This is a genomic window from Haloferax mucosum ATCC BAA-1512 (assembly GCF_000337815.1).
In the GTDB taxonomy this organism is placed as follows: Archaea; Halobacteriota; Halobacteria; order Halobacteriales; family Haloferacaceae; genus Haloferax; species Haloferax mucosum.
Map to the genome: position 1 here is coordinate 273,971 of NZ_AOLN01000018.1, position 19,967 is coordinate 293,937.

The 19,967-nt window shown below is 62.3% G+C and carries 19 protein-coding genes; 10 read left to right on the forward strand and 9 right to left on the reverse strand.

What is annotated here, in order from left to right:
• Positions 1 to 78 precede the first annotated feature (78 nt).
• Complete coding sequence (gene purH, locus C440_RS14085) at positions 79 to 1,656, reverse strand: bifunctional phosphoribosylaminoimidazolecarboxamide formyltransferase/IMP cyclohydrolase (RefSeq protein WP_008321249.1); 1,578 nt, start codon at positions 1,654 to 1,656, stop codon at positions 79 to 81.
• 189 nt (positions 1,657 to 1,845) lie between these two features.
• Here purH and purB point away from each other — a divergent pair, with 189 nt between their 5' ends.
• From purB to C440_RS14130, 9 genes are all read left to right on the forward strand, one after another.
• Positions 1,846 to 3,237 (forward strand): adenylosuccinate lyase, encoded by a 1,392-nt coding sequence (gene purB, locus C440_RS14090; protein ID WP_008321250.1) that lies wholly within the window; start codon positions 1,846 to 1,848, stop codon positions 3,235 to 3,237.
• 296 nt (positions 3,238 to 3,533) lie between these two features.
• The gene (locus C440_RS14095; protein ID WP_008321251.1) at positions 3,534 to 4,607 is read left to right on the forward strand and encodes a glucose 1-dehydrogenase; all 1,074 of its coding nucleotides are present in this window, start codon (positions 3,534 to 3,536) and stop codon (positions 4,605 to 4,607) included.
• Entirely contained in the window at positions 4,604 to 5,236 is a 633-nt protein-coding gene (gene gfcR, locus C440_RS14100; RefSeq protein WP_008321252.1) for a transcriptional regulator GfcR, read from the forward strand. Before C440_RS14095 ends, gfcR begins: the two co-directional genes overlap by 4 nt.
• 104 nt (positions 5,237 to 5,340) lie before the next feature.
• Positions 5,341 to 5,685 (forward strand): glutaredoxin family protein, encoded by a 345-nt coding sequence (locus C440_RS14105; RefSeq protein WP_008321253.1) that lies wholly within the window; start codon positions 5,341 to 5,343, stop codon positions 5,683 to 5,685.
• A gap of 144 nt (positions 5,686 to 5,829) precedes the next feature.
• Positions 5,830 to 6,393, forward strand: coding sequence for a DUF7110 family protein (locus C440_RS14110; protein ID WP_049915880.1), 564 nt, complete (start codon positions 5,830 to 5,832; stop codon positions 6,391 to 6,393).
• A gap of 133 nt (positions 6,394 to 6,526) precedes the next feature.
• On the forward strand, positions 6,527 to 7,498 hold the full coding sequence (locus tag C440_RS14115; RefSeq protein ID WP_008321255.1) for a phosphoadenosine phosphosulfate reductase family protein: 972 nt from the start codon (positions 6,527 to 6,529) through the stop codon (positions 7,496 to 7,498).
• A gap of 314 nt (positions 7,499 to 7,812) precedes the next feature.
• Positions 7,813 to 8,766, forward strand: coding sequence for a phosphoadenosine phosphosulfate reductase family protein (locus C440_RS14120; RefSeq protein WP_049915961.1), 954 nt, complete (start codon positions 7,813 to 7,815; stop codon positions 8,764 to 8,766).
• 35 nt (positions 8,767 to 8,801) lie between these two features.
• On the forward strand, positions 8,802 to 9,464 hold the full coding sequence (locus tag C440_RS14125; RefSeq protein ID WP_008321257.1) for a hypothetical protein: 663 nt from the start codon (positions 8,802 to 8,804) through the stop codon (positions 9,462 to 9,464).
• Between the two features lie 112 nt (positions 9,465 to 9,576).
• Complete coding sequence (locus C440_RS14130; RefSeq protein ID WP_008321258.1) at positions 9,577 to 10,287, forward strand: diphthine--ammonia ligase; 711 nt, start codon at positions 9,577 to 9,579, stop codon at positions 10,285 to 10,287.
• 125 nt (positions 10,288 to 10,412) lie between these two features.
• Here the strand turns inward: C440_RS14130 and C440_RS14135 are convergent, their stop codons facing one another.
• Positions 10,413 to 11,381: a sugar phosphate nucleotidyltransferase gene (locus C440_RS14135; protein WP_008321259.1), complete on the reverse strand. Its 969-nt coding sequence runs from the start codon at positions 11,379 to 11,381 to the stop codon at positions 10,413 to 10,415.
• A gap of 113 nt (positions 11,382 to 11,494) precedes the next feature.
• Between C440_RS14135 and C440_RS14140 the strand changes: the two genes are divergently transcribed.
• Positions 11,495 to 11,794, forward strand: a complete 300-nt coding sequence (locus C440_RS14140) for a transcriptional regulator (protein WP_008321261.1) — start codon at positions 11,495 to 11,497, stop codon at positions 11,792 to 11,794.
• Positions 11,795 to 11,845: 51 nt separating this feature from the next.
• Here the strand turns inward: C440_RS14140 and C440_RS14145 are convergent, their stop codons facing one another.
• From C440_RS14145 to C440_RS14175, 7 genes are all read right to left on the reverse strand, one after another.
• Positions 11,846 to 12,691 carry an HNH endonuclease gene (locus tag C440_RS14145; RefSeq protein WP_008321262.1) on the reverse strand — a complete coding sequence of 282 codons (846 nt, stop codon included), beginning with the start codon at positions 12,689 to 12,691 and terminating at the stop codon, positions 11,846 to 11,848.
• A gap of 78 nt (positions 12,692 to 12,769) precedes the next feature.
• On the reverse strand, positions 12,770 to 13,453 hold the full coding sequence (locus C440_RS14150; RefSeq protein ID WP_008321263.1) for a type 1 glutamine amidotransferase domain-containing protein: 684 nt from the start codon (positions 13,451 to 13,453) through the stop codon (positions 12,770 to 12,772).
• A 93-nt stretch (positions 13,454 to 13,546) separates the two neighbouring features.
• The gene (locus C440_RS14155) at positions 13,547 to 14,848 is read right to left on the reverse strand and encodes an ABC transporter ATP-binding protein (RefSeq protein ID WP_008321264.1); all 1,302 of its coding nucleotides are present in this window, start codon (positions 14,846 to 14,848) and stop codon (positions 13,547 to 13,549) included.
• Positions 14,845 to 15,915, reverse strand: coding sequence for an ABC transporter ATP-binding protein (locus C440_RS14160; RefSeq protein WP_008321265.1), 1,071 nt, complete (start codon positions 15,913 to 15,915; stop codon positions 14,845 to 14,847). Before C440_RS14160 ends, C440_RS14155 begins: the two co-directional genes overlap by 4 nt.
• Positions 15,912 to 17,081 (reverse strand): ABC transporter permease, encoded by a 1,170-nt coding sequence (locus C440_RS14165; RefSeq protein WP_008321266.1) that lies wholly within the window; start codon positions 17,079 to 17,081, stop codon positions 15,912 to 15,914. Before C440_RS14165 ends, C440_RS14160 begins: the two co-directional genes overlap by 4 nt.
• The gene (locus tag C440_RS14170; protein WP_008321267.1) at positions 17,081 to 18,055 is read right to left on the reverse strand and encodes an ABC transporter permease; all 975 of its coding nucleotides are present in this window, start codon (positions 18,053 to 18,055) and stop codon (positions 17,081 to 17,083) included. Before C440_RS14170 ends, C440_RS14165 begins: the two co-directional genes overlap by 1 nt.
• Positions 18,056 to 18,071: 16 nt before the next feature.
• The gene (locus tag C440_RS14175) at positions 18,072 to 19,931 is read right to left on the reverse strand and encodes an ABC transporter substrate-binding protein (protein WP_008321269.1); all 1,860 of its coding nucleotides are present in this window, start codon (positions 19,929 to 19,931) and stop codon (positions 18,072 to 18,074) included.
• Positions 19,932 to 19,967 lie beyond the last annotated feature (36 nt).

Below are 19,967 nucleotides of genomic sequence, written 5' to 3' on the forward strand. Positions count from 1 at the left end.
GAACAACGCGAGCGAGTGCCCGACGGCGCGTCTAAAATCGCGTGAGACTCGCGTCGTTCGTCTCACTGACTGCCGTCACTAATCGTGGCGGAAGCACCGCTCTCCGGTGAACACCATCGCAATCCCACGCTCGTCGCAGGCTTCGATAACGTCGTCGTCGTTCACCGACCCACCCGGCTGGATGACCGCCTCGATACCCGCATCGGCCGCTTTCTCGACGCCGTCCGGGAACGGGAAGAACGCGTCGGAGGCCATGATGGCTCCCTGTGCGTCCTTGCCTTCGGCGTGTTCTTCGGCCTTCATCGCGGCGAGTTCGACCGCGTCAACACGGGAGACCTGTCCCATGCCGACGCCGACCGTCTCGGTGCCCTTGGCGAAGAGAATCCCGTTTGACTTCACGTGTTTCAAGACCTTCCACGCAAAGAGCATCGTCTCTAACTGCTCGTCGGTCGGTTCGGTCTCGGTGACGATTTCGATGTCGTCGCGCGTCGGCGTCCACAGGTCACGCTCTTGGACGAGTCGCCCGCCGACGAGCGCCTTTTCGGTGTGGGTCTCGGTTCGGTCGCCGAGTTCACCCACGTCGAGCACGCGGAGGTTCTTCTTCTCTGTGAGCACGTCGAGCGCGTCGTCGGTGTAGCCGGGCGCGACGACGACTTCCTTGAACGAGTCGATTATGAGTTCAGCTGTCTCGGCGTCGCACTCGCGGTTGAGCGCGACGATGCCGCCGAAGGCACTCATCGGGTCGGTGGCGAGGGCGTCGGCGTAGGCCTCGGCGAGTGAGTCAGCCGTGGCGCATCCGGCCGGGTTGGTGTGTTTGATGACCGCGGCGGCGGGGTCGTCGAACTCCTTGATGAGGTTGAGCGCGCCGTCTGCATCGTTGTAGTTGTTGTACGAAAGCCCCTTCGCGCCCTCGTTGAGCTGGGGTGCGCCGACGACCGACGCCTCGTCGCACGTCTCGTCCACGTAGACGGCGGCGTCCTGATGCGGGTTCTCGCCGTACCGGAGCGTGTCGTAGCGGTCTTCGGAGGTGACCCGGCGCTCTGGAAGCTCGGCGTCAACGTCGCCCTCGACGGTGGCGGTCCCGTCTTCGACGGTCACGCGGTCCTCGGCGAACCAGCGGACTGCGCGGGGGTAGGCTTTGAACTCCGCGTCGGAGAGAACACGCGATTTGAGGTCGTCCGCGTCGTCGTCGCCGTAGACGGGGACGGCTTCCTGCGTGACAATCGGCCCGGCGTCAACTTCCTCGTTGACGACGTGAACCGTACAGCCGGTCGTCTTCACGCCGGCGTCGAGGACCTGTTCGTGGGCGTCCATGCCGGGGAACGCGGGGAGAAGCGACGGGTGAACGTTGAGCGTCGTTGGCGCGGCGTCGAGGAACGTCGGCGTGAGAACACGCATGTAGCCGTCGAGACAGACGAGGTCGAAGTCGTAGTCGGAAAGTGCGTCGAGAACGCGTTCTTCGTGCGACTCACGGGACTCGTCGTCGCCGCGCTCTACGACTTCGGTCGGGATGCCGCGTTCCGCGGCGGCGTCGAGAACGGGCGCGTCGGCGTGGTTCGAGACGACGACGCCGAGTTCCGCCCCGCCGGGGGCGCGGTCAGCGATGTTGCGCAGATTTCGTCCACGATTGCTTGCGAGACCGGCGATGGTGACCATGTGATGAGAGCGTGTCGCAGTCCTCAAAGTGGTTGCGGTCCACAACGTCCGGAATGTGCACGAATATGGTTGTTTTTGGAGTTCGAAGGCTGGATGTCGGCGTTAGTATTCACACTCGTGCTCAAAAGAGTGGCTCGCGGCGGGCGCGAACCCCCGCCGTTTAACCTACCCGACGGAGACGGGTCAGATATGACCGACGCCGACCGGAACGACCCGCTGTACGCGGTGTCACCGCTCGATGGGCGCTACGCCTCTCGAACCGCCGCGCTCGCGCCGCACGTGAGCGAAGCCGCGCTCATGCGTGCCCGCGTCCACGTGGAGGTCGAATACCTCGTCGCGCTCGCCGATTTGGACGCGACGCCGCTGGAACTCGACGACGCGGCACACGAATCCCTGCGGGCGCTCTACGAGACGTTCGATGCCGACGACGCCGACCTCGTAAAACGCCTCGAAGTCGAGGGCGCAGAAGGGTTCTCCGCGACGAACCACGACGTGAAGGCCGTCGAGTACTTCATCCGCACCGAGACTGACGAGTCGGTTCACCCGTGGATTCACTTCGGGCTGACGTCTGAGGACGTGAACAACCTCGCACAACGCTTGATGGTCAAGGGGGCCGTCGAGGACGTCTTAGTTCCCGAACTCCGCGAGATGCGCGACGAACTCGTCTCGCTCGCACAGGAGTACCGCGACGTGCCGATGCTCGCGCGAACCCACGGCCAACCCGCGACGCCGACGACGTTCGGCAAGGAGATGGCCGTCTACGCCGCCCGTCTCGGACGCACGCTGGCCCGCGTCGAGGCCGCGAACGACGACCTCGCCGGAAAACTCGCCGGTGCGTCGGGGACGTACGCGGCCCACGTCGCCGCCTACCCCGACGTCGATTGGCGGGCGTTCTCCCGCGACTTTGTCGGCTCGCTCGGACTGGAACACACCGCGCTGGCGACGCAGGTCAACCCCTGTGACGACCTCGCGGCGCTGTTCGACGCCTTCCGCGGCGTCAACAACGTCATCGTTGACCTCGACCGCGACGCGTGGCTCTACGTCTCCGACCGCTATCTCGGTCAAGAGGCCGTCGAGGGCGAAACCGGCTCTTCGACCATGCCGCACAAGGTCAACCCTATCGACTTCGAGAACTCCGAGGGTAACCTCTCGAAGGCGAACGCCGACCTGACGTTCCTCGCCGACTACGTGACGACTTCGCGCCTCCAGCGTGACCTCTCTGATTCGACCGTCAAGCGCAACATCGGTGCCGCGTTCGCTCACTGCCTCATCGGCTACAAGAAGACACAGACCGGTCTCGGAAAGGTCGTCCCGAACGAACACGTCATGCGCGACGAACTCGACGACATGCCGGCCATCATCGGCGAGGCGGTCCAGACGATTCTCCGGCGCGAGGGCGACACCCAGGCGTACGAACGCGTGAAAGAACTCACTCGCGGCCGCGACGTGACGCTCGACGACTTCCACGACCTCTTTGCGGACCTCGACGTGGACGAATCGACCCGCGAAGAACTCCTCGCGCTCACGCCCGCGACCTACGTTGGTCTCGCGGACGAACTCGTCGGCGATATCGACGACTAACCGCGCCGACGGCGGACCCTGTTTTCGACGGGAACGCGTTGCTCGATGGTCAGTCGCGTTTCTCGGCGACGGTACTCAATCAGGAGAAAACCGCAGATAGAGACCGGTGGGCACGGACCGACGGTCTCGTCGCGGTCGGGCACGGGCAGGTGAACGCCGACACGGATGGGCTGGAGTGGCGGTCCGCGTGGCGGTGCGTCGTGGGCTGGTACGACGACGCCGGGGCGTTCACCGTGTTCAAATTATTTACTCATCATAGAATAAGTCTTTTGGTGGGGTGGGTCCTTGATGAACGTATGAAAGCAATCGCCGTCACGCGCGGGGAAGATAGACCGGTCGTTATCGAGAAACCGCGACCGGAACCCGAATCCGGAGAAGCGCTGATTCGGACGCTTCGGGTCGGTGTCGATGGGACCGACCACGAGGTCATCGCCGGTGGCCACGGCGGGTTTCCCGAAGGCGAAGACCATCTCGTGCTCGGTCACGAGGCGGTCGGCGTCGTCGTTGACCCAAACGACACCGAACTCGAAGCAGGCGATGTCGTCGTTCCGACCGTGCGACGACCGCCCGCCTCGGGCACGAACGAATACTTCGAACGCGACCAACCCGACATGGCTCCAGACGGGATGTACGTCGAGCGCGGCATCGTCGGCGCACACGGCTACATGTCGGAATACTTCACCAGTCCGGAGAAGTACCTCGTCCGCATTCCACAGTCGCAGGCTGAACTCGGCTTTCTCATCGAACCGATATCTATCACCGAAAAGGCGCTCGAACACGCCTACGCGAGCCGGTCGGCGTTCGATTGGGACCCCTCGTCGGCGCTCGTACTCGGCAACGGCAGTCTCGGACTCCTGACGCTCGCCATGCTCAAGGCGGACGACAAGGGCTACGAGAACCTCTACTGTCTCGGTCGCCGCGACCGGCCGGACCCGACTATCGACATCATCGAAGAACTCGGCGCGACCTACGTCGATTCCAGACAGACACCGGTTGAGGATATCCCGGACGCGCACGAAGAGATGGACTTCATCTACGAAGCGACCGGCTTCCCGAAACACGCGATTCAGTCGGTCCAAGCGCTGGCACCGAACGGCGTCGGCGCACTGCTGGGCGTTCCGAGCGACTGGGCCTTCGAGGTCGATGCCGGCGCGTTCCACCGCGAGATGGTCCTCCACAACAAGGCGCTCGTCGGAAGCGTCAACTCACACGTCACGCATTTCGAGGCCGCGACCGTGACGTTCACCAAGCTTCCCGAGTGGTTCCTCGAATCGCTCGTCACCGGCGTCCACCCGCTTTCGGAGTTCGAAGCAGCATTCGATGACGACGACACCACTATAAAAACCGCCATCGAATTCGGTACTGTATGAAGAACGTCGATGACCTCATCGCCAGCGCGGCGGAGCTTGCGGACCGTGGACTCTCGAAAGGCGAAATTGCCGACGAGCTGAACGTCTCCCGTGAGACCGCGAGTTGGTTGGTCGAACGAAGCGGCTCGGCGGCAAAGCCCGAACCCGACACCAAGCCCGAAGGCCCCGACGACATCCACGTCGATTGGAACGCCATCGGGAGCGGCGGCAAACGCCTCACCTACGTCGGGCGCGCGCTCGCGGACCTGCTGATGGAGACCGGCGAGACGGCCGATGTAACCATCGGTATCGAGAAAGCCGGTGTCCCGCTCGCAACGTCTGTCTCACGCGAACTCGAAACGACACTCGGCGCGTACGCGCCCGCGAAACACCAGTGGGAGGAAGGCGACATCGAGGACCTCGGCGGCGGGTTCTCGCGTAACTTCGCGCCCGTGGACGGTCGCCAGTGTTTCATTGTCGATGACACGGTGACGAGCGGGACGACTCTCCGCGAGACCATCGACTCGATCCGTTCCGAAGGCGGCGAACCGCTCGCGTGCGTCGTCATCGTAGACAAGCAAGGTGTCGAAGAAATCGACGGCGTTCCGGTGTACTCTCTCATCAACGTCGTCCGCGTCGGCGAGCAGTAAGCGAACGCCATCGGCGCACTCTCTCAGTGGCTCAGTCTCGTTTCCGGTCGCATCGAGCGATTTGCGACGCAACTCCTTTGTCCGCCCGGCCGTTACCTGCGTGCATGACATTCCAACCGGAGAGCGAGGACCCAGAAGCGGTACAAGAACGCGTCAGCGCCGCCATCGAGAACAACGACGTCGTGTTGTTCATGAAGGGCAACCGCCTGATGCCTCAGTGTGGCTACTCCGCGAAGGCGCTCGAACTCATCTCGCAGTACGTCGAGGAGTTCGAGACCATCGACGTGCTCCCCGCACTGCCGCACTACCGTGAGGCGCTCGACGAGAAAAGCGGCTGGGAGACGATTCCGCAGACGTTCGTTGACGGTGAGTTCGTCGGCGGAAGCGACATTCTCGAAGAACTCGACGAGCGAGGGGAACTCGAAGCGACGCTGACCGGCGCGAACTAATTACCCGACTGCGGTCGGACTCGACATCGTATCTACGGACCAACGTGAAGGGGAGGCCATTTAAGCCTCCAACTCGTACATGCACACAGGTATCGCCAACCGCGTGCGCCCGCACCGTGGCTCTCGTCGATACCGAAGCCAACAATGTCAGGCCGCGTATATCGACTTCATTCGACGTTGGAACTGCCACTCGAAGACGTAATGGACTACTTCGAGAATGACCCCGACCTCCCACCGGAGGTCGAAACCGTAGACATCACGCGCCGTAACAACACGCTCATCATCAAAGCCGTCTCCGCTGACGACAATCTCAGCAAGTACACGCCGACGGCACAACTGAAAGCGAGCGTGACGGAAAACCGCGTCTACGAAGAAGAGCCGCCCCGTGCGGGCGCGCCGAACTGGGGAGAAGAAGAAGAGGAGATTCCTTCGGAACTCGTCGAGTTCGCCTGTTTCAAAGGCGACCTCGAAACCGTTCTGCAGAACACCGCGCTCCAGTACCCGATGTTCCTCGTCCTCCGCGAGATTGCGATGCTCTCGGAGAAGGGGACACTCACCGCGATTACCGAAGAAAGCAACGAACTGCAAGCGACGCGCATCGTCGAAGGAGAAGTCCGCGCCGCATCCGTCGAAGTCGTCGAGAACCCACAACAGAACGGGTCGTCCGACAGCGGCGTCAACTGGCGCGACAACAAGTTCATCTCCTGAACGCGTCTTTCCTCTATCCCCGCCGCCGAACCACGTAAGTCTGCGGCCAACATCGTGATTCGCGGTGTCATCCGACACACCGTTCCGCGGGCAAAAAGCATTTACACCACCTAATTAGATGTAATTACGAACAATGTCGGAAGCCTTCCCAGACTATCTCGACGTCGATTACACCGACGGCGAAGGTGAAACGCCCGAGGACTACCCGAGCATCGAGGACAAAATCGAGAAGGCCATCGAGGTCACCAAAGCGGGTCTCGAACAGTACGAGAACCCCGCGGTCATGTGGACCGGCGGCAAGGACTCCACGCTCACGCTCTACTTCATCAAGGAAGTCGCCGAGCGCTACGACCTCGAAGTCCCGCCTGCGGTCTTCATCGACCACTATCAGCACTTCGACGAAATCATGGAGTTCGTCAAGCACTGGGCCGACGAGTGGGACCTCGACGTTATCTGGGCTCGCAACGAGGACGTCGGCGCGTACGTTGACGAGAACGGTCTCGAACCCGGCGACGACATCCCGGTTTCGGACCTCTCCGAACACAACCAGCACCACGTCCGCGAGATTCTCGAATACGAGGAAGACACGTTCCCCTTCCTGCTCGACACGTACGTCGGCAACCACCTCCTGAAGACCGTCGCGCTCAACGACACGCTCGAAGAACACGACATCGACGGCGTCATCTCCGGTGTTCGCTGGGACGAACAGGAAGCCCGCGCCGACGAGACGTTCTTCAGCCCCCGCCACGACCCCGACATCTACCCGCCGCACGACCGCATTCAACCCATCCTCCAGTTCGAAGAGAGCGCCGTCTGGGACGCCTTCTGGTACTTCGCGGTCCCGGACACCGTCGAGAACTACCCCGACGACGGCTACGTCCCCGAGAGCGACACCGACCTCCCCGAGGGCGTCGAGCAGGAAGATATCCCAGTCTCGCCGAAGTACTTCGCCGGCTTCCGCAGTCTCGGAAGCGAAGTCTCGACCGACAAGTCCGCCGAGGAACCGGCGTGGCTGCAGGACATGGCGAACACGACCGAGCGCGCGGGCCGCGCCCAGGACAAAGAAGACCTGATGGAGCGCCTGCGCGACCTCGGCTACATGTGAAGTCGGCCGACGACTACAGGAGCGTTTGCACGGTAGCGCGCGTTCGACAGAACGCCGTCGTTCGGTCGGCCGTGTAACCTGCGACGGATGCTCCAATAACACGAACATCGCTACGCGGCCACTTTTTCGCGGCCCTAACTCGCCAGCGATAGCCGCACACACAACGTCGATAGCCGTGTCCGACGCGATGCGTGTCTGACGGTAATATCGCCTCGACGGCGATAACTGACAGCGATAGTGCGTCCGATACCGTCGGTGATAGCGACTGATACACAGCGGAAACAGCGATGGTCTCCGGCGACGATACACATCACATGGTTCACAGGTTCCCCGACTACATCGACGTCGAGTACGCGAACGGCAGAACGCAGACCGCCGCCGACTATCCGACGCTCGAAGACAAACTCGAAAAGGCGGCCGAAGTCACCGCGACGGCGCTCGAACAGTACGAGCGCCCGGCAATCATGTGGACCGGCGGGAAAGATTCGACGGTCGTCCTCTACGTCGTCCGCGAAGTCGCCGCCGACATGGGAGTCCCTGTCCCCCCGGTCGTCTTCATCGACCACTTCGAACACTTCGACGAGACCGAAGCGTTCGTCCACCGGTGGACTGAGACGTGGGACCTCGACCTCGTCGTCGCCCGCAACGAGGACTTCGCCCGACTCGGTGCCGAACCGGACGACGAACTCGCCCTGTCGGACCTGAGCGCGGAGACCCGGCGCGAACTCGACCGCCTCAGCTACGAAGGTGACACGCTCGTCCTCGACGCCGACACCTTCGAAGGCAACCACCTCTTGAAGACTGTCGCCCTCAACGACGTGATTTCGGACCACGGGTTCGACGGCATCTTCTCGGGCGTCCGCTGGGACGAACAGGACGCCCGCGCCGACGAGACGTTCTTCAGCCCCCGTCACGACTCTGAGAAGTACCCACCGCACGACCGCGTCCACTCGATTCTCCAGTTCACCGAGGCGGACGTGTGGGCGGCGTTCTGGCACTACGTCGTCCCTGATTCGGTCGAGGGGTTTCCGGCGGGACACGTCCCCGAAACGTCCGACGACCTTCCGGACGGAATCGCCCCGTCCGACCTCCCCGTCTCGCTGAAATACTTCGAGGGCTACCGCTCGCTCGGCACGGCATCCGGCTCTGCCAAATCTGACGACCGACCCGCGTGGGTGCAGGACCTCGGTGCGACCAAGGAACGCGAGGGCAGAGCGCAGGACAAAGAGAATCTGATGGAGCGGCTTCGGGACTTGGGATACATGTAGAAAAGAATTCATAAAATCGCTTGCGAGGTACACCTGTGCCCTCGCTTGACCCTCCACAACGACGCTTCGTTGTCCTCACGCTCGGTATCGCAGTCCTCTTCGCAGTGGTATTCGCACCGCTTGGGTCTGTCTTTTGGACCTACGAGTACACTGCCGAACCCATCGAACCGACCAATTCAAAACTCGATGGATGGCTATTTTGGCCGGAGAAGACTGTCTCGTGTATGGGTCATTGCAGTCTCGCGTCAGCTGTCAAGGACGACGGTCCGCGCGTCGTCTCGGATTCGACCTACGAGGGTGCGAACGCGTTCGACAGGGAGAAGACGCTCGTCGTGTTTCCGAACGGCGGCCACGCGTTCTACCGACCGAACGCCACGCACTACGAGAACGGTACGGTTCGTGTTGCACTCACTCCGGTTTCGAACGCTACCGCGCTCGAACTCGCGTCCACTCCGGCCAGAGAATTCCCGCGAGGTGTCCGGCGAATCGTTCGAGAGGGGACGGTCCGAACGAGTCACCAGCTCATCGGGACCAAAGTTTGGAGACATACCGACGCCGTCGTTTCGTACGAGGGTTCGTACTATCGAGGCTACGAGACCACAGACCGCGAGAGCACGGGTGGCCTGTTGTTCATGCTTCGGGTTATTCTCCTTACCGTCGGGGCTAGCATCTGCTATTGGGCCGGTCGAATCGACTGACTCTCGGTCCCTACTCGAACGCGAGCGATACATCACGATTGCGCCATGTGTCCCCGAGTAGGCCGAAACTCCACACCGTAGCGCCTATCTTTCCCAACCCGCTATCGCCTCCATGACATCCGAGTGGGTCAGCCTCTTCTCCGGCGGGAAGGACTCCTCGTGGGCGCTCTACCGCGCGCTCGAAGAAGGACTGAACGTCTCCCGTCTCCTGACCGTCCACCCGAGCGACGACTCGTACATGTACCATGTCCCCGCGACGGACCTCGCCTCGCTCGCCGCCGAGAGCACCGGTATCGAACTCGTCGAGGTTCGCCCGGGCGACCTCGAAGCGACCGACGTTGACGACTCCGGCGCGCAGGGCGACGCGGAACTCGAACCGCTCGAAGCGGCCATTTCGGACCTACAGTCCGAACTCGACCTCGCGGGCGTCACCGCCGGCGCAATCGAAAGCGAGTTCCAGACGAACCGCATCGAGGGGATGTGCGACCGCCTCGGAATCGACCTGTTCGCTCCGCTGTGGCAGGAAGACCCACGCGAACTCGGCGACGCGATGCTCGACGCCGGATTCGAAATCACACTCATCCAAGTCGCCGCCCACGGTCTCGATGAGTCGTGGCTTGGGCGCACGCTCGATGCTGACGCGCTCGACGAGTTAGACGCGCTCAACGACCAGTACGGCGTCCACATCCTCGGCGAAGGCGGGGAGTTCGAGACGCTCGTCACCGACGGCCCGCACATGGACCACCCCATCGAACTGGAATACGAAACCGAGTGGGAGGGGACCCACGGCAGACTCCGGATTACGGACGCGTATCTCGGCTGAATCGCGGTTGAGACCGGCTCGTTGGAGTCGGTGATGAGGCCGGTACTCAGGTAGAAAATAACGGCCGTCCAGTCACCCGACTGTCCGACTGTCCGACTGTCCGGTTGTCCGGTCGCCGACGCGGGTTACTGGCCGTTCGTCAGTTTCGAGTGCGCGCCGATGAGCGCGTTCGAGAGGTCGAGGTTCTCGATGTGCGTCTCCTCGTCTACGATAGAGTTCTTGACTTCGGCGTTTCGGATGACCGCACCGGGGAAGACGACCGACGATTCGAGCGTGGAGTCTTCGACCACCGCCTCGGCCATGACGTGGACGTTCGTCCCGAGTTCGGTGTTGGTCAGCGTCGCTGTCTCGTTGACGTGGTTCTCGCCGTCGAGATACCACGAGACTGCATCGAGATAGCTCTGGGGTGTGCCGATGTCGAACCACGCGCCGTCGAACGTGTACGCGAACACGTCACCGTTCTGCTGGAGCCACTGCATGAACCAGCCGGGTTCGTCGGGATTGTTGTCGCCGTCGAGGTATTCGTCGAACTTCGGCAGGTCCTCGGCCGGGAACGCGTAACACGCGATAGAGACGAGCGTGCTCTTCGGGTCGTCGGGTTTCTCTTGGAAGTTGACGACGCGGTCGCCGTCGAGTTCCACCAGCCCGTAGGATTTTGCCCGCTCGCGGTCTTTGACGTCGTAGGCGGCCAGACACGGCTCGTCTTTCTCGTAGAAGAAGTCCACGAAGTCCGCAACGTCGAAACTGATGAGATTGTCGCCCGCGATGACGACGAGGTCCTCATCGACACCTTCGCGGTCGATGAGTTGTTCGAGCGCGCCGACGACGCCGAACTTCTCGTCTTCGGCGCTGGTGTCTTCGACAGAGAGCGTCGGCTTTTCGAACGGTGAGTCGGCGAGGTACTCCTCGAACGAGTCGGCGAATCGCTCGTTCGTACTCACGAACACCTCGGAGACGCGGTCGTCGGCTTCGAGGTCTTCGAAGATCGTATCGATAACGGTCTGGTCACCGACGGGTAAGAACATCTTCGGCCGGTGTTTGGTGATGGGCCACAAACGCGTCGCGTAACCACCAGCAAGGACGACTGCCTTCATACCCTTGAAATCCCACCACGTAGTCAAGTCCTTTTTGCATCCTCTCTACATCTCTGACACGTCTGCGACGGGACGGCGGAAGGGATTTTCCCCTCGCCTCCTAAGCGGACGATATGACAGACCGGGAGTCCGCCGCGACGACACGCCAGCGCATCGCCGACGCCCTCCGGGCCGACCCCGCGACCGCCTCCGAACTCTCGACCGACGTCGGCGTCTCGGTGTCGTCGGTGTACGGGCATCTCCAGCACGTCGCCCGCTCCGTCCACGGCGACGACGGCGAACAGTTCCTCGTCGCGCCGCCGGAGTGTCGAAACTGCGGCTTCAGCGCGTTCGACGACCCCGTAAACTACCCGTCTCGCTGTCCGGAGTGCCGGAACGAAGGTATCGACGAAGCCGTGTTTAAAATCGAGTGACACGTCGGACGGACCGCCGTCTGGAACCGTCCCGAGCCATGCGGTCTCGGCTCAGAACGATGCGATTTCTCTGTTGTGGTAGTCGAGAAACGAGCCATCGAGGTCGTGGTCCGCACGGACGAATAGCTCTGTGCCGTCGATGTCGCGTTCGTACGCGTGTGCGATGGTGTACGTTTTCGGGTCAACAGCGAGCATGCCGTAGTCGAAATCGGCGTGATGGTCCGGGCAGAGAACGACGATGTTTCCCTCCGTGTCCGGCCCGTCGTGCGGGCGGCCGAGCGGTCTGAGGTGGTGAGCCTCCGCGTATCCCTCATCGACGCCCCGGCGGCGACGCTCGCCGCAGACTTGACACGTGTGCGAGTAGCGTTCTTTGAGGTCGGTTGCGAGCGTCGTGTTTCTGATGACGCGACTTCGCGTCGTCTCGACTCGCTCGGCCGCCGAGAGGTCCGGTGTCGCTTCCGCGTCGTCAACCTGTTCTCCGTGTTCATAGTGTCGTTCCAGAACGAACCGGTACACGGTCCTGTCGCCGGTATCGAACGGTCCCGAGTCGTAATCGACGACCGAAACCCGGCCTTGGTATTCCCAGTCGTCGTCACCGTCCGACCGGTGGAAGAAAAAAATCGGAAGCGGTCGGTCCTTGGCGTTGGCTAAGAATCGGTTGCCACCAGTGAGCGTTTGGTCACCCGTTTGGCCCTCACCGATGTACGTAAACTGCCCGCCGGTTACGTCGTCCGCGTACGGACCAGTGTCGCTCGAAAAGAGTCGCAGATAGCGCTGGTCATCGTCGTCGTAGCAGATTTCGATACCGCGTCCGGTCATCCCGCGGTCGAAGCGGTCTCGTAAGTCCGAACTGCTCAGTCGCTCGCCCGACTCTAGCGAGAGGTCTGCCAGTTTCACGAGAGTACCCGACGACCGACCGCGAAAAAGAGTTTCTCGTCTATGTGACGGGCAGTGAGTGCGGCGAGAGTGTGCTGGTTATACCGAATCCAACTCATCCAGAAGCGTCCGTGCCGCCGCGGCCGACGATTCGGGACCGCGCGCGGTGATGAGGTCGCCATCGACGGTGACGCTCGTCTCACTGTCGAGTTCGGCGTCCCAGACGCCGCCCACGGCTCTGACCTCGTCTTCGACCCAGTACGGGAGTTTCCGCCCGTCGGGCATCAGGTCGTCGTCGTCGAGGATGTCCGCTTCCCACTCGTTCGGGAACCCGGTGACCTCGCGGCCGTCCACGAGGAACGAACCGTCTGCCTCGCGGGTGAATCCGAGGATACCGACGGCGTGGCAGACGACGAGCGCCTTGCTTCCATCGCCGGCGACGGCCTGCAAGAGCGCCTGCCGAGCGTGCCGGTCTTGGTTGATGTCCCATGCGGTTCCGTGACCGCCGGGGAACACCACGGCGTCGTAGTCGCCGGCATCGACCTGTGCGAGCGGCTTCGGATGCTGGAGTCGCTCGTCGGTTTCGTGTATTTCGAGGACGTGCTCGGCCAGTTCCTCGCCGACGGAGTCGGGATCGACGGACCGCTCGTCGATGACCGGCGGCGAACCGGTCGGCGTCGCCACCGTCACGTCGATACCGGCGTCTGTCAGGGTTGTCAGTGGCTCGATGCACTCTTCGCCCCAATAGCCTTCCTCGCTGACGATAAAGAGCGCTTCTGTCATCACCCCCGCGTACGCCCTGGCTACAAAAAGGCCCCGTGGAGGCGGAAATCCAACGCGGGTACTCGACCGCTCGACAGGATGTTTGCGGGCGTTTTAGCTGGTCGGTGGCGGGTCGATTCGACGCTCGGTATCGACGCGGAGACACGCCGCCGACGTTCCCGCGCTGGTCGATTCCAGTTCGGGATGGTCGCGCTCGCAGACGCTCGAAAACGAGTCGTTGAGCGTGCGACGCGCCTCGTCGTGTTCGCCCTCGACGAGCGCCGAAATCGCGTCGGAGAGAACCGTCTCCGCGTTCGGGTCCGAAAGCGTCTGCGGAACGTCGAACTCCCGGCGTAATTCGCGTGCAACCGCCGCGTCGGGAACCTCCTCGGGGGTCGGTGCTTCGCCCTCGGCGACGAGGAACTCACGAATGTCGCTGGCATCGACGCCACGTTCGACGCGGAGGCGCAAGTCGAGCACGTGTCGCCACTCCGCCTGTTCGAGGTCGAACGCCTCGGGTTGGATGACCGCCGGACAGCGCGTGTGGAACCGACAGCCTGACGGCGGGTTCGACGGACTCGGCACGTCGCCGGAGAGTTCGACGCCCTCGTTTCGGCGCGAGGGGTCGGGCGTCGGAATCGACGACAACAGCGCCTTCGTGTACGGATGCTTGGGGTCCGAAAAGAGAGTCTCCGTGTCGGCGACCTCGACGATTTCACCGAGGTACATCACGGCGACGCGGTCGCAGACCTCGCGGACGACACCGAGGTCGTGGCTGATAAAGACGATAGAGAGACCGAACTCGGTCTGAAGGTCGCGCATCAGCGAGATAATCTCGGCCTGAATGGAGACGTCGAGCGCCGAGACGGGTTCGTCGGCGACGACGAGGTCCGGGTTGAGGACTAACGCCCGCGCGAGCGCGATTCGTTGTTTTTGCCCGCCGGAGAACTCGTGCGGATAGCGGTCGTACGCGGCCGCCGACAGTCCGACGCGTTCGAGGAGGTCCTCTACGATGCGTCGGCGTCGCGCTCGGTCGCGCATGCCGTGGATGGCGAGCGGTTCGGCGACCGATTCGCCGACGCTCATCCGCGGGTCGAAACTCGAAGACGGGTCCTGAAACATCATCTGTGCCCGGCGGCGGAACGCTTTGAGGTCCGCGTCACCGTGCTCGACGATGTCGTCACCGTCGAACAGTATCTGTCCGTCTGTCGGCTCTTCGAGCCTGAGCAACGACGTTGCGGCCGTGGACTTCCCACAGCCGGATTCGCCGACAAGTCCGAGCGTCTCGCCGGGCGCGACGTCGAAGGAGATGCCATCGACCGCTTTGACGCGGCCGACTTCCTTTTTCAGGATGCCTTTGGTAATCGGATAGTGTTTCTTCAGGTTTCGAACCGAGAGCAGTGGGTCGGCACTCATCGTGAATCACCGTGAGAGTCGTGAGAATCGTCGCGGCCGCCGTCGGTGGCGCGGGTCTCCGCTTCGCCGTCGCCACGAATGGCCGACACATCGTAGCCCGGCCCGTAGTAGACACACGCCGCGCGGTGGTCGGATGCCGCTTCGAGCAGTTCCGGGTGGCTTCCACTCCGGCAATCGGCCGTCGCGTGCGGACATCGCGGATGGAACCGACAGCCTTCGGGCGGCGCGGTTAGGTCGGGAAGCGACCCGCCGATAGGCTCCATCGACCGGCCGATTCCGGGCAGGCATTCGAGAAGTGACTTGGTGTATGGGTGCGACGGTCGCTCGAACACGTCGTGGACGCTTCCGGTCTCCATCACCTTGCCCGCGTACATGACGACGACGCGGTCGGCGACCTCGGCGACGACGCCGAGGTTGTGGGTGACGAAGATGATGCTCATGCCGAACTCGTCTTGGAGGTCTCGCAGGAGGTTGAGAATCTGTGACTGGATGGTCACGTCGAGCGCCGTCGTCGGTTCGTCGGCGATGAGCAGGTCCGGGTCGGCCGCGAGCGCCATGGCGATGACGACGCGCTGTTTCATGCCGCCAGAGAACTCGTGGGGGTAGTCGTCGACGCGGTTCGTCGCCTCCGGGATTCCCACGCGGTCGAGGAGGTCGATTGCGCGGTCGCGCGCGGCCGCCTTCGACACGTCGCTGTGGAGGCGAACTGCCTCGGCGATTTGTGCACCGACGGGATAGACCGGGTTGAGCGCCCCTTGTGGGTCCTGGAAGATGTGTGCGATGCGGTCGCCCCGAATCGACTGTAACTGTTTTTCAGACGCGTCGGTGAGGTCGTCACCGTCGAAGCGAACCTCGCCGCCGGCGATTTCGCCGGGCGGCATCGGGATGAGTTTCGTAATCGACTCGCAGGCGACGGTCTTGCCGGACCCCGACTCACCGACGACACAGACCGTCTCGCCGGGCGCGACGTCGAAGGAGATGCCGTCAACCGCTCTGACGACTCCCTCGTCGGTGTTGAACTGGACGCGAAGGTCGCGGACGGACAACAGCGGAGCAGTGTCGCTCATGCGTCTCCCTCCGAGCGCGGGTCGAGCGCATCGCGCAGTGCGTCGCCGACGAAGTTGAACGCCAAGACGGTACAGAACAGGAAGACGCCGGGGATAGTCGCAATCCACCACGCGCTGTCGAGGTCGCCGCGGCCAGACGCGATGACCTGTCCCCACGAGGGCGTCGCGGGGTCCGTCAGGCCGAGGAACGCGAACGTCGCTTCGAACAGGATGAACGAGGGAATGAGAAGCGTCGCCGCCGTGATGACCGTGTTCGACACGTTCGGCATGAGATGTTTGCGGATAATCCACCCGTCCGACGCGCCGGCGTTCTCCGCGGCGCGAATGTACTCTTCTTCCCGGCGCTGGAGCGCCTCGGAACGGACGAGGCGGGCGATACCACCCCATCCGAGGAAGCCGAATATCGTGATGAGTAAGAACAGACTCGGCTTGAACAGGTACGTCACGATGAGGAACAGGAAGAACGTCGGGAAGGTCTGTTGAATATCGACGTAGCGCATCAACACCTCATCGACGAGGTCGCCGAAGTACGCCGCCGACGTGCCGACGACGGTGCCGATGCTGATGACGATAAGCATCGTGATGAGACCGACCTGCATGCTCACGCGCATCCCGAAGACGACGAGTTTGGCGATGCCTTTCCCCTCGCTCGTCGTTCCGAGCGGGTATTTCCACGTCCCGTGGCACATGCCGTCGGCGACGGCACCGGCGCACGCCGAGGGCACGCTGGAATCGACGCTGACGAACACGGGCGGTTGGTACGCCGCGATGACGTTCAGTTCGGGTTTGGCGATCAACCACGGACCGACCGTTCCGACGGTGAACACGACGAGGAGGTAGATGGCGCTCACCACGGCGGCGCGGTTCTTTTTGAATCGCCGCCAGTAGTAGGCGGTCAGCCGCCGGTTTTCGGCCAGCGGCCACGCCACGAAAAACGCCCCCACGAGGAGTGTCAGGACGAACAGCCAGTCGGTCCCCGAGAGGACAGACCCCTCGGTGAGGAACACGTCGGTCGTGACGACAAGCGCGTAGATGGCGCTCACGGCGACTAGCAACCCGGTACGGAGCGGAAGGCCAAGACCGCCGAGGTCGTCCCAATCGACATCTTCGAACCGGTCGGTCGAACCGGCGGCCGTCGTCGAACCGGATGGCGTGTCGGCCGCCATCATCGACCTCCGTAGTCGATACGCGGGTCCAACACGGTGTAGGCGATGTCCTGTAGCAGGTTCCCGACGATGGCGATGAACACCGGAATGAGCGTCGTCGCCATGACGAGCGCCGTGTCCTGTTGGACGATAGCTTTGTAGCTCAGCAACCCGAGACCGGGTATCTGGAAGACCACCTCCGTGATGTACGCCCCGGCGAACAGCAAGCCGAGGATGTCGGCGACGAGGATGGTCATAAGCGGCACGAGTGCCGGTCTGAAGATGTGTCGAACGAGGACGCGCCAGTCGTCCGCACCTTTCGCGCGCGCCGTCTTGACGAAGTCGGCGTGGACGTATTCGAGGGCTTCAGCGCGGGAGTAGCGCATGTTCCCGGCGATAGCCCCCGTCGAAAGGACGATAATCGGTAAGATGAGCTGTTTCGCGTTGGCGAGCGTCCAGACTCCTTTCCCGGTTTGGTAGTAGCTGGGAAGCCAGCCCAAATCGACTGCGAACACCAGTATGAGCATGATGCCGAACCAGAAATTCGGGATACTGATGCCGAAGAAGGCCGTGAACGTCCCGAAATAGTCGGTCAGCGTGTACTGGTGTGTCGCCGAGTACAACCCGATGGCGTAGCCCAAGACGATAGAGATGAGCGTCGCCGGCAAGGCGTACATGAGCGAGTACGGATACGCCTCTGAGATGGCCGTCAACACCGGTTGGTTCCGAGTGTACGACCACCCCCATTCGAGCGTCGCCATGTTCACCATGTAGTTCTTGTAGCGGGTCAACATCGGTTCGTCGCGGCCGGTTATCTCGTCGAACGTCTCTTTCGCGTCGTCAACGTTACCGCCCTGTGTGGCGGCCTTGAACGCGAACGCTGTTTGGCCGTCGCCCGGCGCGACCACGAGCAGTCCGAACGTGAGACTCAAGATGAGATACGTCGCAATCACCGCCCACGCGACGCGGCGGGAGACGTACCAGAGCATACTCATCGGCGACCCTCCAGCATCATTCGAACGAGTAGTCGCCGGACAGGTTGTCGGCGAGCATCTGTTTGGCCTTCGCAGTGTCGTAGTGCTCGCCGACGCCGGTCTTTTCGACCTTGGTGTCGTCGAACCAGTCGGAGAACGCTGGCTGGTGGGTGTGTGCGACCGAGGCGTATCCGCGGTCGATGTTCTCGACGATGGTCTTTTTGTTCACACCCATCGAGAGCGCGTGCCGAACCTCGCGGGTGCGCAGTTGGTCCCAGCCGTTTGCACGCTGGTTGTACGCGAGAATCGAACAGAACGCGTTCGGCGTCTGAATGACCTTCGTGGAGTCGAGGTCCTCGAACTTCTTCGCCTTCGACGACGGGAGCAACAGTTGGTCGATTTCACCGGTTTCGAACGCCGACAAGCGCGTCGATTGCTCACCGAACACTTGGAACTTGTACTCCTCGAAGTTCGGCGTCTCGTCGTAGCCCGCCACGTCGCGCAGGTAGTAGTCTTCGTTTCGTTTCGCCACGAACACCGATTCGCGGTCCCAGCGGTCGAACGTGTACGGACCGAGGTTGCCGGAGTAGGTAATCTCCTGAATCGCGTTCGACTGGTTGAGCTTGTTGCCGCCGTCTTCCACGTCGCGGTACTGCTCGACGAGACCTTTCGGTAGACACATCGCCCCCCACATGATGGGTTTCTTGACGAACGACGGGTCAACCTCGGGAAGTTGGATTTCGAAGCTCAGTTTGCCGGTCTTTTCCACCGGGATGGGTTCGTCGTTGCGGAACCAATCTGACTGGTTCACGTCACCGGCCCAGTTGTCTTCTGCTTGGTGGACCTCTTTGATGTAGTACACCCAGTCGTCGGCGGTCATCTGGCCGTAGTCGCCGCCCCACTGGAGGTTGTCGCGGAGGGTGAACTCGTAATTTTGCTTGTCGTCGGTGTCGATAGACTCGACCCAGAGGTAGACGACCTCGTTGTCGTTGTCGAACGTGTACGCTCCGTCGAGAGTGAGCGCGAGACGGTCCGAAGACGACTCGTCGTTGATGCGAATCGGGTTGAGCGTCTTCGCGTCCGTGCCCTCTCCGTAGCTGTAACCACCTGACATCGAGGCCGAGCCACCGGAATCACCGCGAAAGTACTGCTGGTAGTTGTAGTCGATGTTTTGTCCGGGTTTGATACCCTGCACGTCTTTCTGGAACCCGTTGAGGTCGACCGAGAACTCGTAGAAGTTCACCGGTTGGTCGTGGCTGAGAACACCAAACACATCGGCGAGGAGTTCCTGTCGTTTCGCCTCGTCTGTCTGTTTGGACGCCTCATCGAGCATTCCCGCGATGTTCTCGCTCGGGCGGTAGCCGTAGAAGTTAGTCGTCGATTGTTTGCGCTTTTCCTCGCTCGTCCAGAACGGACGAATCGACGTCGGTGTTCGCGGGTAGGAGTTGAAACCGATACCGAGCATCAGGTCCCACTGTTCCGTGCTCGTCGCCTCGTCGCGGGGACCGGCGTTGAACGACGACCGCTCTTCGCCACCCTCGGGCGAGTACGTGTTCTGTGCGTACTTTGAGAGCATCGTGTTGAACGGCACGCCGGTCAACTCGACACCGATTCCCAGCTTTCCGTACTCCTGTTTGATGAACTGGGCGATGGTTTTGGTCGTCTGGCCCCCGGTGGAGTAGACCATGCTGAGCGTCACCTGTTCGCCGTCGGGACCGAGAAGCGTGCTTCCGAGGTCGCCGCCGTCCGCCGAGTCGGTCCCACCCCCACTTCCGTCGTCACCGGAAGCGTCCTCGTTGCGTTCGCCGGTGCACCCCGCAAGTCCGGCGAGACCACCTGCACCGAGCGTTTTCAAAAGCGTTCGTCGATTTGGCTGGATAATGTTACCGCGAACCATGAACTGTGTGAACGACTACATATATAAATAAATTCC